Origin of the sequence: Providencia sp. PROV141, assembly GCF_028481645.1 — a bacterium.
Classification (GTDB): domain Bacteria; phylum Pseudomonadota; class Gammaproteobacteria; order Enterobacterales; family Enterobacteriaceae; genus Providencia; species Providencia rettgeri.
This window is the reverse complement of the sequence record NZ_JAMPPR010000032.1, coordinates 1-15485: the sequence shown is the minus strand read 5'-3', so window position 1 is coordinate 15485 and position 15485 is coordinate 1. Positions and strand designations below refer to the sequence as shown.

At 40.2% G+C, this 15485-nt stretch carries 18 protein-coding genes; 3 read left to right on the top strand and 15 right to left on the bottom strand.

Going from position 1 to position 15485, the window contains the following annotated elements; translation table 11 throughout:
* The 4 genes from PSF09_RS18955 to PSF09_RS18940 all read right to left on the bottom strand — a co-directional run.
* Positions 1-1352: phage portal protein (locus tag PSF09_RS18955; RefSeq protein ID WP_272684324.1), on the bottom strand; the 1352-nt coding region annotated here is incomplete at its 3' end.
* A complete protein-coding gene (locus PSF09_RS18950) occupies positions 1349-1564 on the bottom strand; it encodes a hypothetical protein (protein ID WP_102140841.1) in 216 nt (71 codons plus the stop codon). The genes PSF09_RS18950 and PSF09_RS18955, both read right to left, overlap by 4 nt.
* Entirely contained in the window at positions 1561-3678 is a 2118-nt protein-coding gene (locus PSF09_RS18945; protein WP_272684323.1) for a phage terminase large subunit family protein, read from the bottom strand. The genes PSF09_RS18950 and PSF09_RS18945 overlap by 4 nt, the downstream gene beginning before the upstream one ends.
* A complete protein-coding gene (locus tag PSF09_RS18940) occupies positions 3675-4178 on the bottom strand; it encodes a DUF1441 family protein (RefSeq protein WP_102140851.1) in 504 nt (167 codons plus the stop codon). Before PSF09_RS18940 ends, PSF09_RS18945 begins: the two co-directional genes overlap by 4 nt.
* 275 nt (positions 4179-4453) lie before the next feature.
* Between PSF09_RS18940 and PSF09_RS18935 the strand changes: the two genes are divergently transcribed.
* Positions 4454-4948: an ECs1072 family phage-associated protein gene (locus tag PSF09_RS18935; RefSeq protein WP_272684322.1), complete on the top strand. Its 495-nt coding sequence runs from the start codon at positions 4454-4456 to the stop codon at positions 4946-4948.
* An 83-nt stretch (positions 4949-5031) separates the two neighbouring features.
* Positions 5032-5748, top strand: coding sequence for a hypothetical protein (locus tag PSF09_RS18930; RefSeq protein WP_272684321.1), 717 nt, complete (start codon positions 5032-5034; stop codon positions 5746-5748).
* Positions 5749-6053: 305 nt separating this feature from the next.
* Here PSF09_RS18930 and PSF09_RS18925 read toward each other — a convergent pair whose 3' ends face one another.
* The 4 genes from PSF09_RS18925 to PSF09_RS18910 all read right to left on the bottom strand — a co-directional run bounded on the left by PSF09_RS18925 (position 6054) and on the right by PSF09_RS18910 (position 8616).
* On the bottom strand, positions 6054-7169 hold the full coding sequence (locus PSF09_RS18925) for a hypothetical protein (RefSeq protein WP_272684320.1): 1116 nt from the start codon (positions 7167-7169) through the stop codon (positions 6054-6056).
* Positions 7170-7309: 140 nt separating this feature from the next.
* Positions 7310-7807, bottom strand: a complete 498-nt coding sequence (locus tag PSF09_RS18920) for a hypothetical protein (protein WP_272684319.1) — start codon at positions 7805-7807, stop codon at positions 7310-7312.
* 58 nt (positions 7808-7865) lie between these two features.
* Positions 7866-8435, bottom strand: a complete 570-nt coding sequence (locus PSF09_RS18915) for a lysozyme (RefSeq protein ID WP_272684318.1) — start codon at positions 8433-8435, stop codon at positions 7866-7868.
* Positions 8416-8616, bottom strand: coding sequence for a phage holin family protein (locus PSF09_RS18910; protein WP_109913315.1), 201 nt, complete (start codon positions 8614-8616; stop codon positions 8416-8418). Before PSF09_RS18910 ends, PSF09_RS18915 begins: the two co-directional genes overlap by 20 nt.
* A 682-nt stretch (positions 8617-9298) precedes the next feature.
* On the opposite strand from PSF09_RS18910, the gene PSF09_RS18905 reads away from it, so the two are divergent.
* Positions 9299-10321, top strand: coding sequence for a RelA/SpoT domain-containing protein (locus tag PSF09_RS18905; protein WP_272684317.1), 1023 nt, complete (start codon positions 9299-9301; stop codon positions 10319-10321).
* Between the two features lie 206 nt (positions 10322-10527).
* Here the strand turns inward: PSF09_RS18905 and PSF09_RS18900 are convergent, their stop codons facing one another.
* The 7 genes from PSF09_RS18900 to PSF09_RS18870 form a co-directional block, all read right to left on the bottom strand.
* Positions 10528-11079, bottom strand: a complete 552-nt coding sequence (locus PSF09_RS18900; RefSeq protein WP_272684316.1) for a DUF1133 family protein — start codon at positions 11077-11079, stop codon at positions 10528-10530.
* A 31-nt stretch (positions 11080-11110) separates the two neighbouring features.
* Entirely contained in the window at positions 11111-11653 is a 543-nt protein-coding gene (locus PSF09_RS20460; RefSeq protein WP_442959955.1) for a DUF968 domain-containing protein, read from the bottom strand.
* A complete protein-coding gene (locus PSF09_RS18890) occupies positions 11650-11829 on the bottom strand; it encodes a hypothetical protein (RefSeq protein WP_210839047.1) in 180 nt (59 codons plus the stop codon). The genes PSF09_RS20460 and PSF09_RS18890 overlap by 4 nt, the downstream gene beginning before the upstream one ends.
* Positions 11826-12293, bottom strand: coding sequence for a hypothetical protein (locus PSF09_RS18885; RefSeq protein ID WP_272684315.1), 468 nt, complete (start codon positions 12291-12293; stop codon positions 11826-11828). Before PSF09_RS18885 ends, PSF09_RS18890 begins: the two co-directional genes overlap by 4 nt.
* Positions 12290-14176: a phage N-6-adenine-methyltransferase gene (locus PSF09_RS18880; protein WP_272684314.1), complete on the bottom strand. Its 1887-nt coding sequence runs from the start codon at positions 14174-14176 to the stop codon at positions 12290-12292. Before PSF09_RS18880 ends, PSF09_RS18885 begins: the two co-directional genes overlap by 4 nt.
* Positions 14176-14421, bottom strand: a complete 246-nt coding sequence (locus tag PSF09_RS18875) for a hypothetical protein (RefSeq protein ID WP_272684313.1) — start codon at positions 14419-14421, stop codon at positions 14176-14178. Before PSF09_RS18875 ends, PSF09_RS18880 begins: the two co-directional genes overlap by 1 nt.
* The coding region (locus tag PSF09_RS18870) for a helix-turn-helix domain-containing protein (protein WP_272684312.1) at positions 14421-15485 on the bottom strand (1065 nt) is incomplete at its 5' end. The genes PSF09_RS18875 and PSF09_RS18870, both read right to left, overlap by 1 nt.

The following is a 15485-nucleotide window of genomic DNA, read 5'->3' as shown; positions in this document are numbered from 1 at the left end:
GGGTTACCACCTCTAGCGCGAACCCAATCACTTTCTGTCGCAGCACCACCGCGAATTTGTGCTTTCCATGCATTTGATTCTTTAAGCGGATCAATCCATGGCATGACAGGGCCATTGTATGTGGCGTTATAAAGTGAGTTGAGGTCAACATCAGGCGGAAGGATGATTACCCTAGATGCAATCGCCATTTGTAGCCATTGTCGATAAACAGGCCGACTAATTGAGCCGCAGAAGGTATCTTGCAAGATGTAATACCCTTCAAATGACTCCACCAGTTCTTGTCTTTGTGCGCTGTATGTTCCGTTGTAGTCACGAGCAATACTGGAATAGCTACCCCGGCTACCTGCAGCAACAGCTCTTAACTGACCGTTCCGAAAGTTTTCAAGGTTTGGGTTTGGCCTATCCGATTTGATCATGCCAACTTCTTCACCGGGCAATAAGTCATCGTAGATTATGCCCGGTTCAATGATGATATTTCGGTCTTCTTTATCTTCATCAGCATCATATAAACTGGCATCACCTTTTTTAATGTACATCCCTAATGAAGCTGCAATCCTTGCTGCTGTAAGCTCTGCGTCCTCATAGTCCTTCAAAGAGCTTAGGCGCATTAAGATACCTGAAAATAAACTGACACCACGCACCTGATGTAACCGCCGTACATATTTTATATGCAGCATGTTTTCAGCGAGGATGGATTTGAGATCTCCCATTTGCTGTCCTGCGGTTAACAGGTTTTTGTAAACAGAATAGGATTGTGGGCGACCCCAGTTATTTAATTGGATCCCCTGTCGGATATTTTCCCCTGTATCATCAAGATGAATAGGAACAAAGTCAGGTTCAAGTGCTTCCAACCAAAACGGAATCCCCGCTTGTTTATCCAACCCCTTTTGGTTTCCTTTGACTAATTGAGCAAAGACCTCCCCATCGCGTATCCATGTTCGAACCAAGAGACGCTCAAGCATTGGGCGCGTAAATTGCCCTGTCACTTCTGGACGAATTGACCATTCAGCCCAAGCAGATCTTATTTGTTTGGCTAGTTCTTCATGGATTTGCCCTGTTATTGATAGTGGCTGAGGTTCAACGATGATCCCCCTACTACCAACAACCCGCTCCTCCATTTTATCGAGGATACCAATCACAAGATCATGGTTGTTATCTAACCACCGCGCCTGCTCGCGCAATGATTTCCCCCCAGTTTGCGTTAATTGATTGGCATTACGGGGCTCTCGCCTTGCTTTATGTTGCCGTGATGGCATTGCAGCTTCATAGGCGAGGATTTGGTTTCGTGAGCGCAAGCGACTACTGGCCCATCCTGGTGAAATCACCGATATGGCTTTATCAAGAAAATTCATTGGAACCTCGCTAATTTATAGCCGGGTGACTTGCGTTTTGTAGCACTGCTTTGTGCATATCGCCTCTCCCAGTATTCTCGCCCCTTGCGGATCTCGCTGAGGTTTTCCATTGTCATGGACTGCCCATTAAATGTGACACTTTTCCCCTGCAGTATTTCCATTTCCGCTTTTAGATACGCGTCCCTCATTTCTTTAATTTCGTCTCGGGTCATACCCATCCCCCAGATGTTGAAGACACAGGAGTCCATGCCGAACTTGCGCTAGGCTTGGTTTCTTGCGTTTCTGTTTGAGTTTGAATTGGTGTTGATTTTGGAGGAGGTTGATTAGAAGTCAGAGGTGATAGTTTAACTTCACTGATATCCGGCAACTGAGCCCACTTAGGCGGGTTCTCCCATTTGATTTTTTCGTAACCGAGTAAAATAACTAACGCATGTGCATAGACCATCAAGTCAAAAGCTTCGTTAGCCCCTTTGCCCGGCTTTGACCATTTTCCGCTGCTGTCGCGCTCTTCATACGTTAATTCATCGTAAAACGAATCATCGAGCCAGTCAGGGAAATGGACATAGTTATTACCCACAGTCTCCCGCCCTAAATGTGCGGAAATACGGTCTTTTAATTCATTTGTTTGCAACAAATAAATAGGCACATCACCACGCGCTCTTGCACGGCGGTCTGAACGTTCCGTATTATCAGGGTAGGATTTGGTAATCAGCTTGCTTTTGGCTTTACCATCTCCTTTAAACAGATAGACACGGCGCGCTAGGCCGTCTTTTTTGCATTTACGCCAAAATTGATAAGCGTTATCCGTTACCCCTTCCTCACCACCGGTATCTATCGCCATAGCGTGGACTCCCATTTCTAAATCTTCACGATCTTGAAGTGGGTAGGTTTTATCAAGTACATCAGGAATTAATATATTCCAATCTTCCGCATAAGAAGATGGGTCTATTTTTCTAGCCTCACCATCTTCGCTATAACGTAAAGAGCGAGTGATGTCGAAACGGTCTATTATCCAACGTTCACCTCCAGCGCCATAGCCTGTGACTTGAACAACAAATCGACGTTTTTTACCACCCTGCACGTCAACGGTAGCCACAAGAAAACGAACACCATCGGGTACCGTTCCATAATCCCAATACTCAGCACGAGCCTTGAGATCATCGCCGCTTCGCTGTTCTTGGCTGATTTTCGGTAAATACGGTTGCCCCCAGTCAGTGTTAATGACTGACTTTAACGTTTCCTCGCTGCCTGTTCGCTCGTATTCCTGCTCCGCATTAAGTAAGTTATAAACTAACTTTTCCCATGTTTGATAAGCCGCGGCAGGACCTTCCATCCAAAATGAAGCAATGCGTGACTCTCTTGGCTCACCTGTTATAACGCCATTTTGGTCAATCGACTGCCCCTCTCTAAGCCAAACGCCTTTATTGTTTAGCTCTCTTTTCTGTTCTGGTTCGATAATTCCCATGCAGTGTGGACACTGTAATCGTGCTGCCTTGCTACCTACTGTTGGGTCATCGCCCTCACTAAAGCCCACCATGTTTTCACGGTTTGGTAAGAAATATTCTGAACAATGCGGACATGGCCAATACCAGCGGCGGCGATCACCCCGATTATAAAGTGACAAAATCCCCGTTGTAGGTGGTGCCTCATGAGGTGTATTTCGTCGCCATTTACTGTCTGTTATTTCTCGACCAGGAGAGCTTTCAACAAGTGTTTTACCTGCGGACATAAATGTCGTTGTACGCTTTGCGGCTAGTGTGTAGGCATCACCCTCTCCGTCTATATCTTCAGGAAACCGGTCATAATCCGTTAATGCAACAAACCGATAGTCCGAAGAGGACATAATATTGACGGATGGCCAGCCAATTTTTAAATAATTCCCCGCCCTGAATGTTTTGTCATGAACGTTATTATCATTGCGGTGAGGGCTTAGTCTTTTAGCCACCTCTCGACTTGAACGAAAGGCTCTATCCAATCGTTTTTTAGAGTGCTCCCTCGCCTTTTCTTCCGTCATTTGGATGAGAAGAAAGTCTGCAGGGTCACAAACAATGACATAGACGATCCAGCCATCAATCAGCCCCAATGATTTTCCTGTTCGAGCTGGACCAACAAATATCACTGAGTCATAGCGACGATCTGCAAGGCAATTCATGGGTTCAATAATATAAGGTGTTAATGAATCATCCCACGGTATTGAAGAGCCTTCCCCCATTGGAACGCGCATATATTTTTTTACAGCCTGAGCAATTGGAATTCTACGGGGAGCTTTTAATAATGATGCGACATCCTTTCTTACCGTTGATGCTGAGGCATAATTTACTGTCATTCGTCAAAATCCTCCGCATCCATCACGCGAGAAGCGAGAATATCCCGTAATTCATCAACAATGATTTGCACCTCAGTGAGCTGCTCCGCGTTCCATCCCTTATCTCGCTCTAATTTATCGGGCCATGTATCTAAAACTTGGGTTATTGCCTTAACCAGCACCGCCATTTCCAAATGCACATCGGCAACAGGAACCAGTTGTTTAAGTGTGGTTTCTAGTTTTATCCGTTCGTTTTCAGACTGAAACCAATCTTTGCGATCCTTGGGTGGCATTAATGATGGGTCTTGTAAGCTGTTCGTATTGGCATCAGGGTCAGCGCCGAAAAGTATCGGGCCGATATCTCGTAAAGCGTAAACGGGATTCCCCCGAACCATATTTGCTATCGGGGTGTTTGCATCGAGCAATCGCTTTTTAACTGTTCCGCGATTCAAGCCGAATGCTTCAGCAATCTTAGCCACGCTCCAGTTGTAGGCGTCCCCCAGATTGCTGATGTTGGACATTGACACCTCACTCTGTCAGGTGAAAACTGATATTTTTATTTATTATCAGATAGATATAACACATTGAGGTGACAACTCATTTTGAAAATTGTCACCTCAATGTTGATATTTGCAAATTAAATCAAAAGGTTACCTCACCTGCTGCTGACAGCATGAAAAATTGAAAATGAGCCGTTTCCCGCGTGGTCGCCGCCTCGTGGTAGGGGCCCCCTCGGGAGTACCTTTTGACTTTAAGCCAAATGTCTATATCATTTTATTTTTAATGGAGATTTAGAATGTTAAACGTTAATTCTGTAGTTGATATCGCAATCATTATTAAAGATGGGATAATGAAATCCCATAATATAGAACCTGAGAACCAAACTGATTTGACTAAGCTAAAAATTTCAAGACGCTTAAATCAAATCGTGAGGCTCTGCATTTTTATTGAGTTATACAGACAAGATAACGCAACACCTTTTGAACCATTATTAGAAAGAAAGGCTCTTCACCATGCCATGCATACCTTATTTGGTATAGACCCATTAAAAGCTGAGCAATATCAATTAAGCGATATTGTAGTTCTATTTCACAGTCAAATAAAAAATCTTCAACTCTCTGGCTCCGTTAAAGATTTTATCACCGAATTAGATGAACGAGTTGAGTATTTTACTTCAGTTACCAAAAGCTTATGGCGAGTAACAGCACCTGAATACAGGTATATGAATGGATATTACTGGGATGAATTCCCAATTGAAGAGGCACACCGAATTCTAGGTGAACGTCTTTAATTCTAATGAACACTCATGTAGCACTACATATTTATATGTTAATGTTCTATAAAAAACATATCTATTTAAGAGTAAATAATTCCATGAAAAAAAATTTAACGTGTTTTTTGGCTTTAGTTCTCATAGTGAATACTCTTCTTCTTATTCCTTTAATCATTAAAATTGAATACATTGAAAATAACAACTATTTTTATCCAATCACTATTGGCTGCTTCTACCTACTTGAAATATTATTTTCCTATAAATATCACCAAAAAAAAATAAACGACATATTAAAAATAACCTCATCACTATGGACTGTATTATTATCCTTTTTAGCAATATGGTATTATTTGACTTACAATGGGGATTTTGATCTAGTGAGCTTTATAAAAACATTACCTGCTAATTACTACTTTACATTTTTAGTGATGATTTTCGTATACAAACTCTGTCAACTATTCAATGAATACTATTCTTCAAAAAACGAAAAAACCAAAGAAGCAATTTATCTTCTTATTTTACGCCTAAAAAAAATAAACTATGATAATAGCAATGCAGAAATCGAAATCAAAAAAATATTAAAAAAGATAAAATCAGAGATAGAAACCACATATAAAAATTCTCCAAATGATGAATATACTCTCACTAATAATCTTGTCCAACTAAATGGAATAAAAAAAATCATATCAAACACTAAAGCCGAACTTGAAAAAAAACACAATAACAACAAAATTAAAAATAAAAAAATCAATGAATTATACAAAAAATTGATTATTAATCTTTTAGAGGAAAAAATAAAAGAACAAAAAATCAATTAAAACTAATTAAAACTAATTAAAAGCGAGAAAATCTCGCTTTTTCAATTTCTCGATCGCCTCAAACTTTCTTATTAGATAGAGTTAGTGTTCACAATCATATAGGCGATTATCTTCTAGTTCGCTCGCTTGTGGTCTTGACAAATAAAAAAACATCGGTGATTAGCTGGTGATTTTTAAAACTTTCTTTTAGATATATTTAACTAAGTAGTACCGAATGGTCATCGGATTTTAAAATTTGTATGTGATCCCATCATAATTACTAAAGAAATGCGCCTATATAATATAGTAAATTAATGTTATATCTTCTAATCATCATCTTCTTTAAATGCCTCGCGGATACTAATATATAGGCGCTCGAAATTCTCACCTTCGATAATATCGGCTAGCTCTATAACTTCGATATTGCTTGATGGATGAAGTGTTATTTTGGAATTAAAAGGCCTAGGAAGCTGGTCACAAAATACAGTGCAGTCTATATCTATAGGTTCGTTAATTTTCACCCACAAACCAAAACTACTTCCAGTAAAGGTCTTAGCTTGAAGTTTCTCTATTCTCCAGTTAATTTCATAGATATCATCAGATTCCGTAATAAATGGCCGGTATTTATCATAAAATGGCTCGTTAGAACAATTAGAATTTAGCATTCCAATTGGGCCTACGTTAATATGAGTCTCCGGCCTTTTAGGTATCTTATCCCTTGTAGTTTTTACAGTAATTCGTCCGTTTCTAGGAATACTAATTTTGACTTTAATGTCATTTGCAAATATCTCACTATCGTTGGCAATAGAAAGGCATAATTTTTCATATCCCAACCACTCTTGTAAAATATCTAACCTTTCCTTGTAAAATCTTTTATTGACCTTCGTTGTTTTTGGATGTTGATATCCAGATGGCAAAGAGTAATCGATAAATTTTAGAGACTTGCTTAGTGGTGTTTCGTTAGCTGATAAGTGTTCTTCCGTATTTTCGACTGTCTTACTATACTCAGGAATGCTTTGACATTGTTCGAAAGTATATTTAGGTTTATCTAAATGCATCTCGCCATTCGAAAATGAACTATCATGTTTATTTTTGAAAAAAAATTTTAACATTGGATACTTAGGTAATTCAGACTTTTTTGTGTTTATATATTCATTACCTAGCGTCACTATTATGTGATAAATCATACCTACCACTACGAGCAAAAAACCTGTAATTGGACTACCTGAAACATCCAGAACAGTTCTAAGAATCTCTGATTTGCCAATGTATTCCTCAAAAATGGCTGCAACTATTGCATGTATAAAATTAATTTGCGATTCACCAATCAAGCCTAACCCTGTAAGAATAGTGACCTTAGCAATAGTATTATAGGCCTTGGGTCTAATTAGATTTATAACTCGCTCAGCCTTATCTATCCAGTTATCTACTTTGTCATTCATTTAACATTAACCCAGAATAATTTATTCAATGAATTAATTATACCTGATGACGAAAAATACATCTTGACATCTTTTCGTTCAAATACGCCACACTATTCGGTCTTCTTAATAACCATTACAGTGACCTATATGCGCGAACGCTATTTAATATCATTTTGAGTAGCTTCAATTTCCCGTATTGCCTCTATTTGCCCATTAGCCTTATCCAATGCTGATAATAAAGAATCAATCCATAGCACCGCTTGGCAATAAGTTAGGGTACCGGTGGTAATGGTACCAACACTGGCTCGGTTAGTGTTTTGGGGATCGGCGTACATTGCCCGTAATTCGTGGGTGTACTTGAGCAACCCATCAGCAATAGGCTGAGGCACAGGCAAATCACAAGTAAGCTCTTTTTTGAGTATTTCTCGATATTCAATGACTTTCTCCTGTGATTTGGCTTCTGTTTGAATGCCATGGCGATAAGCTGTAGTGGCTATTTGATTAAACCGATTGAATTGAAGTGACTGAATAGCAATAATTTTGCTTTTGTTACTGTTATCTATCTTCAGCAACGAATTGCTTTCATATTCACTTACAGCCCACCAGCCTAGACCGACCACCATAAGAAACAACCAAGTGGAGCTATCTATCTTCATAAGTTCACCTGCCTGCCCTTATAGTAGTCGATAGCTTTTTGACATCGTTTTTCTAGACTTACCTTGTCAGTACTGCAGGTATCGTCTCTGAGTACATATACGCCAGCTGCCAAGTAGATTGGGAATCCGATAATGAAAGCGGATATGCATAGGCGAACTCGCCAAGGCATACGGCTTTTTCTACTTCTCGTCTTGTCATTAACCCTTTCCACGGCTTACCCCCTGCATATATCCAGCGTTTAAGTTCATTACATGCGCCAGATTGATCACCAGCGTTGAGTTTTTTTAGTAGCGTAGAACGTGAGAAAGCACCTGTTCCGACGTTATATGTAAATGAGTACAGTGCCGCCCTTGTATAATCAGGGATATCAACCTTAATTAAAGGGTTCACAGCCTTAGCGACAATTGCTAAGTCTTTTACTAACAGCGCATCACACTCGGCTTTTGTGTAGATTTTTGTGGGGATAATGTCGGGGCCCGTGTGCCCATAACATACGGTAAGAACTCCCACTACATCACGGTAAGGTTTGGACTCATACCCTTCAAACTCTGCAACCATCGCAACAGTTAAGGTCATCAGTCCACCAGCTGCAGCGGCCATTTTTATTTTATTTGGTATTTTTGCCACTGTTAGCCTCTCTTAATTTGAATTCTTTCCGTTTGTAGTACCAATTCACCAAGAATGTGGCGACTGTACAGATGATCCCAATGAGTACCGCCCACTGGTCTAACGATAAAGCCCCAGCAGCTGTGGTGATAACTCCGAGAGCATAAGAAAAGGGGCTTGAGTATTTTTCGTGCATACGCATATCCACCCCCTGCGGAGTGTTCCGATGTTTAGTTAATAGAAAGCCACCGCAATAGCAGCTAGAACGAAATAGATCACGGGCGCAACTCCGTCCTATGCGCAGCTACCGATTTCTCTGTATGAGGTGTTGATAAATTAATGAAATACTATTTGCCAATAAAAAAGTGGCACCGAAGTGACCTGGCTTTTAAAGTTAAGTTATTTTGTGTTTTATTTCGGAAACTATATTTTAGATAAACTAATAACCTTACAGTTTATGATATTTATAATGCACTCTATTTTCTGAACTCAATAATTTGATTGTTGCCCTCCATTTTTTAGTTACATAAACCCATACTTTATTATTAGAATCTGGTTATCGCTTACTATATGAAAATATTTAACTCATCAAAATGTCATAGCTCATTATTCAATCAAGGTTTCCCTTCAAAATTAATCACCAAAAAAATATGCTAAACAAACAACCCTTGGAATTAAATATTGAAAATTACCAACTTATTAAAATTATTATTCAATTTATTATCAATTTCAACATATTCATCATAATTGTGATCTTTATATACAAATAAAATCTGTACATAAAAATAATACAAATTAATATACTCCTTTTATAATTTGTCTGGTTTATATTTCAAAACGCAGCATTTATCTTAAAATTCAAACAAATTTATACGGGTGAAATAATGTATGAATTAAGTGTTTCAAGAAAAGAAATTGGTAGAACGGGTGATAGATTAGTTAATAGCTATAACCAAAGAACGACTTATCTAGACGATGATGTAAATATTCTTCATGAGTGGCGAATGTGCCACGTTTACCCACTAGAACAGATGGTGAAATATCTGGATAGAGAGTCTAAATTGGTTTGTGCCAATGCATTAGTTTCATCCAGAATAAAAAGATTGCCTTCTATTGTTGGTAAACTAGCTAGGTTTACTAATATGAATCTCAGTAAAATGCAAGATCTAGGTGGGTGTCGTGCAATTGTTGATGATATAGATCAAGTATATACAATAAGAAATAATATCCTGAATTTAAAATTTCATCACGAATTCAAAAGAGAAGATGACTATATTCTAAATACAAAAGAATCAGGTTATAAAAGTTTACATCTTGTTTATGCCTTCAAAAACACTAAATATCCATTATTAAATGGATTAAAAATTGAAATGCAACTTAGAACTGCAATTCAACACAGTTGGGCGACAGCAGTAGAGATGGTAGGCATTTTTAGACGTGAATCTCTCAAATCAAATATGGGTGATCCTAGATGGTTAAGATTTTTTATATTAGTATCCGATTTATTCTATCAAATTGAGTCAAAAGATAATACACTGAGAAAAAGTCACAATATGACTTCTGAAGAGCTTAAACAGCTATCTAGAGACCTTAACGTATCACAAGTACTTAATGCTTTTAGTCAAATAGCTGAGCATATCAGCCAAAGCGATCAGTATATTAATGGTTATTGTGTCATTGTAGTTGATACAGATAATAGAAAAATTGACGTCAAAACCTTCCCATCTCAATTTTCCAAAAAAGCCTCTCAGTTCTACCTGGAACAAGAAAGGTTGTGTGCTAGCAATAGTCATAAAGTCGCAGCAATGGTTTCTGTAAGTTCGTTACATGAACTCAAAACAGCATATCCTGCATTTTTTCTCGATACTAAAACATTTATAAATAATTTAAATAAATTTATTTATTAAATTATTTGGATATTCTAATGAAGATTCAAAGATTAATTTGTATAATCTGAGTTTAGAAAACTGATAGATTATACTATTCTATAAATTTAGCTGTAAAACAAAAAAGCCCCGCTATTGCGAGGCCTTATATTCTTCTCCTACCTTACGTGTACAGCTTCGCTCAGCATATACGAAAACTATAACTTTATTGGCAGAATAGTCAAGCTTTATTCACCGTAATGATATTTATGGTCGAATTCGTCGCACATAGGACGATACAGCATAAACTCAGCAACACTAATCCACGCCTTAACTCTATCCTGATATGTGCGCAAACAATAACGGCCGTCTTGTTCGAAAAGCTCCAGCGCAATTTTATACTTGGATTTTTTATAAACATAATGCTCTTTTAGGATATCCAACAATCCAGCATCAGCTTTCATAACCTCACAAATGACTTTATCCATTTTGCCGCCTTCAGCATCCGAACAGAACCACATGCTACTGAGTGCCTTTTTATCTTTAAACTCTTCCAAGAACATTAATAGCGTTTCTTTGGATAGACCAGATGTGCGCATTCTCTTCATTGCATCTTTTAAGGCTTTTTTGGTAATTGTTGGTTCTTCCAATAACTGGTTAAACATACCTGCTGCATCTGGTACCTTACTAAATGCCGCCCATCGTCCCCACATTTTTAAACGTCCACGGATCCACACGCTTTCCAGCGTACGTAATTTTAAATGCTCTTCACCTTTACCTGTTGTTAATGGATAAATCACTTAATACCTCTTTAGTAGGCCGCACCCTACGTTAACCGAAAACACCCAGACCGATAGACCGATCTAGAAATTTAAATAACAAAACCAACTGGCTTCCGTGCTCACGCTCCCAGCCATTTGGATCTTGATGTAATACATCATGATGTACTCGGCATAACGGGATAGTGAACAAATCATGGGCCTTAGTGCCCATTCCACCCTGACCATGGCCTATTAGATGATGTGCATCATGCGCGATAGAGTTACAGACACAACATGGTTGTGATTTTACCCACTGCAGGTATTTATCATTAGTCCAGCGCTGTAATTTTGGCTTTAACATCAAACTAGCTGGTGGCTCAGGATCTACGGTTAGTTTTAATACCTGCTTTATCTCTTCAATATCACTGAACTCGTCGCTGAGGAATGATGAAGAAAGAGAGATAGGCCCTACTGATTTATCTCTTAGTGAATTCGGTACTGGGATAATGAGCATGCGACCATTGAAATTTGATAGCTCACTCACTCCTGGTCTAAATATCACCGCACCAAGCTCAGGCACGGGGATTGGAGTTAATACCCATGAGTTGCTCATTTTGACACCATCTCATTCCAAATTGCCACTGCAGATGGCTTATCATTTACTGCAGGGCCTTTCGCCCCACAGCTATGACAATAAACATAAAACCAAGTGCGATATTCAAGAGTCTGAATATGCAGATCCTCGCTACCACATTTGCATTGGTGGATTTCTGGCATTTTGTTTTTCACTGTCTAACCTCCGCCAGCATCTGGTCTAATCCATTCAAGTAAGAGATACCCATTCCCTTTACATTTGCTTTTTTAACAACCTTGTACCCGCACCCCAAATCAGGTTCTTGCGTCTTAATTTCAACAATCTTCTTAATCTTGGTTGGTTGTTTTGATTTAATTTTTGCCTTGGCTTTAATAGCCTGCTGGCGCTCTTTTTCTTGCCTCTCTTTCTCAATTGACTGCTTTAGTTTGGTGATGGCGTATGGGGTCACTTGGTATTGGCTAGTTGCGTGTCCTTTGCCATTTATTTTCGTTTCGCCGAGGTATTTCACACATCCAATTTCAACCAAAATAATTAGCATTCTTCTGGATAATAATTTGTGGTACCCGCATACGCTTTTGAGATGATTTGTGTTAAAGGTGTCGAATTGACGACCCGCTTTAATAATTTCAATGCATTGTTGGTAAGTGTCGACCCTCACGCAGCCACCCCCAGTTTTTTAGCTAACCATTGCGCTTGCTCTATAAATGCCTTACCGCGCTGCTCTAATTCTTCACGGCTAATGTAATCAAATGCTTTTCCGGTCCATGTTTTATCGAAAACAACAATTGCCCCAGCAAAGAATGCACCGGTTGGTTTTTGTTTTTCATCAGCGGGGACAAACCACTTCGGAACATCAAAACCAATACGCCCACGGATAAAACAGATGTGATCTGCATTTTCTGGCCACCACACCTCACTCGTTGCCGCTTTCAATAAAAAGACATAACGGCCACCAAGTTCCCGCATCGCTGAAGCATGGGACATAATGTGACGAACGCCTGTTATTGCTTGCTTTCCATGATATGAGCTACGTGAGTACGGAGGGTTACCAAAGGCAACACCACCAATTTCTTTTAACTTCGCTGACCAATCTTGCGTGAGTGCGTTATCTTCAGCTGTATAGAAATGAGGAGCCTTGCTATTTTCACCATCAGTGAATAGGTCTAGTGTGAAAGGTCCATAAATTGAATTAATGCCACATACGAGGTTTTCAGGTGATTGCCACTGATCCCCAATTTCATTTAATTTATGTGTAGGCTGTAACTTCAACGCATTGAGCTTTTTAACGTAATCACTTTGCGGCATGGCCTGCGCTACAGCATTGCAAATACGCTCACCAATCCAACGCATGACTGGCACAGCCATTGAATTGCCTAGAGCGCGATAGCGGTGACCATCTGGGCAATCATCAATAGATTTATTATTGAAAGGTACTTTGGTGTGATTATCGGGAAAGCCTTGTAATCTCTCGCATTCAATTGGGGTTAATCTGCGTACGATGTTATTTACGCTAACACCAGGAAAATCAATTTTAGTGAGAGTGTAAGAAATATCTCTTTCGCTATAGCCCGTTTGGTTTCCACCATTCTCAGGTTTGCGGCCAATAATGTTGCCGGCTAATAAAATGGCTGGCTGCTGCGATGCTTGAATGCAGCTAACTGTGTGTGAGTTAGCGCCTAATGTGGCCGATGTTTTCCCGCCAGCCTGTGGGTTAAACGCAATAATATGACCAAGTGCAATTGATTGCATTGAATGCTTTTCATATCCACATTGCGTATCTAATGGACCAACAATTAAATGCCCCGCTAAAGCTTGGTTATCATCTGCGCCCGTTGCTCCAACGCCATTTGCAGTGAGGGCGGCAACCGTCTGTTTCTCTTCGCTGCGCGATTTAATACCCCCAGACAGGCTTTCTCGCTCAAATAGTATTTCTGGGACACTGATGTCTTTTCTAGCAGTTGCGACAACGAAGATACGACGACGTCGTTGGGGCACTCCGAAATATTGAGCATCGAGGATTCTCCAGCTAATAGTTCTTTGTGGTCCAGACACAACACCAGCGTTTGGCCATTTTCCCCCTGCTGACTTAAGTTCTTCACTTTCCCCGGCAAGTCCAGCAAGAAAGCATCCAAAGGCATTGTCTTTGCTGCTGAGGACGCCGGGGACATTTTCCCAGACGATAATCGCTGGCTCTTTGCCTTCGTTTTTTCTGATTTCATCGATACAATCCGCTAATTCAACAAATGATAAAGTTAATTGCCCACGCTCATCACTTAAGCCACCGCGTAAACCCGCTACGCTGAACGCTTGGCATGGAGTACCGCCCACCAATACGTCAGGTGCGGTTACTTCACCCGCTTTCAATTTGTCAGTGATAGTGGTCATGTCGCCTAGGTTTTTAACTTCTGGCCAGTGGTGATTTAATACAGCGCAAGGGAATGGCTCTATCTCACTAAACCACTCAGGTTTCATTTTTAATGATTCCCACGCAACGCTTGCAGCTTCAATGCCAGAGCACACCGATCCGTATGTTAATTTCATTAGATAGTCCCCCGCTGCTGGTGGGATTTAACATACTCGCGCATATGCTTATAACGCTGCTGAACTTGAAAATCGTCAGCATGATGGTTTAAGTGGCGAAACTTCCTGCAGGTCACTAAATCACGACGGGATTGATTCCATCTGTTGCGGAGCTTGCGAATAGTGCGCCATTTACGCAGCTGTTTGAACATGGAAATCATGCCTAGCACGTCAACACCATAGATTGTTTTAGTTTCACTACGCATCACGCTGTCACCTCTCTAGCTGCTAGCTCTGCTGCTTGTTGCCAAATCCCAGCCCATGCCTTGCGGCCTACAAAGTCCGTCATGCGACGAACGCCTGATTTCCCAGCCAGTTCACTTGCAATTTCCTCAATACGATTTTGAGGTTTTGAACGGGAACCAATAATTCTTGTGAATGCTTCATCACGCTCAACAGCATCGACCTTAACTTTTTGCTCACCAGCGAGGCGTAATGTGAGGTCGTCCCACTGGTTGCGTAGTGTTCTTGGGCACTGAACGTTTTTCTTCCAGAAATCATCTTGAATTACGCGTTTGTAGAATTGGCAAATTTCTTTGTGGCTATGCCCGTCAACGCTGACCATCAAGCGAACTTCGTTAGCCCAATCAGTAAGATTTGGGGCTTTAGGTTCTTTCAGGTCAAGTTCTTTGAATACCTCGCACTTGCGCTCAAATAACCATTCCGCGCATTTGAGGTCATTGGCTGAGCCCCATTTTTGGAAGTTAGTGCTGTAAATCACCGCCTCTGGGTAACGATTTAAAAAATCAATTTTTGACTGGTCGCTGGATTCGTTAGAATTCTGCGACGAAGAGTTAGTTACTGATGGATCATGTATTGAAGTTACTGACGGATCGCCCCCAGATTCTGGCGGGTCAAAACGATTATTTTTGCTTGATTCTGACGGGACAGATTTTGATGCAACAGATTTTGATGCGTCAGGATTTGACGTATCAGAAACTGGCGGTTGAGAAAGTGCAGCCATTGCCGCTGAAGCTAATTTATCAACATTTAATTGATAGATATTGCTCGCGTTTCGGTTACCTTTACGGCGCTTTTCGCTTGATAACCAACCGGCTTTTTCTAAGTTTTTAATAGCGGTACGTACCGTGCTTTCACCCGCACCTATTTGCCGTGCAATTGTCGGTACCGATGGCCAACAAACACCATCATCATTTGAAAAGTCAGCGAGACGAGCCATAATCGCAACAGAGGTTATTTTCAAACCTGCACTTGCGCAGCCATCCCATACATAACTTGATAGTTTTACGCTCATGCTGTTACCTATTCG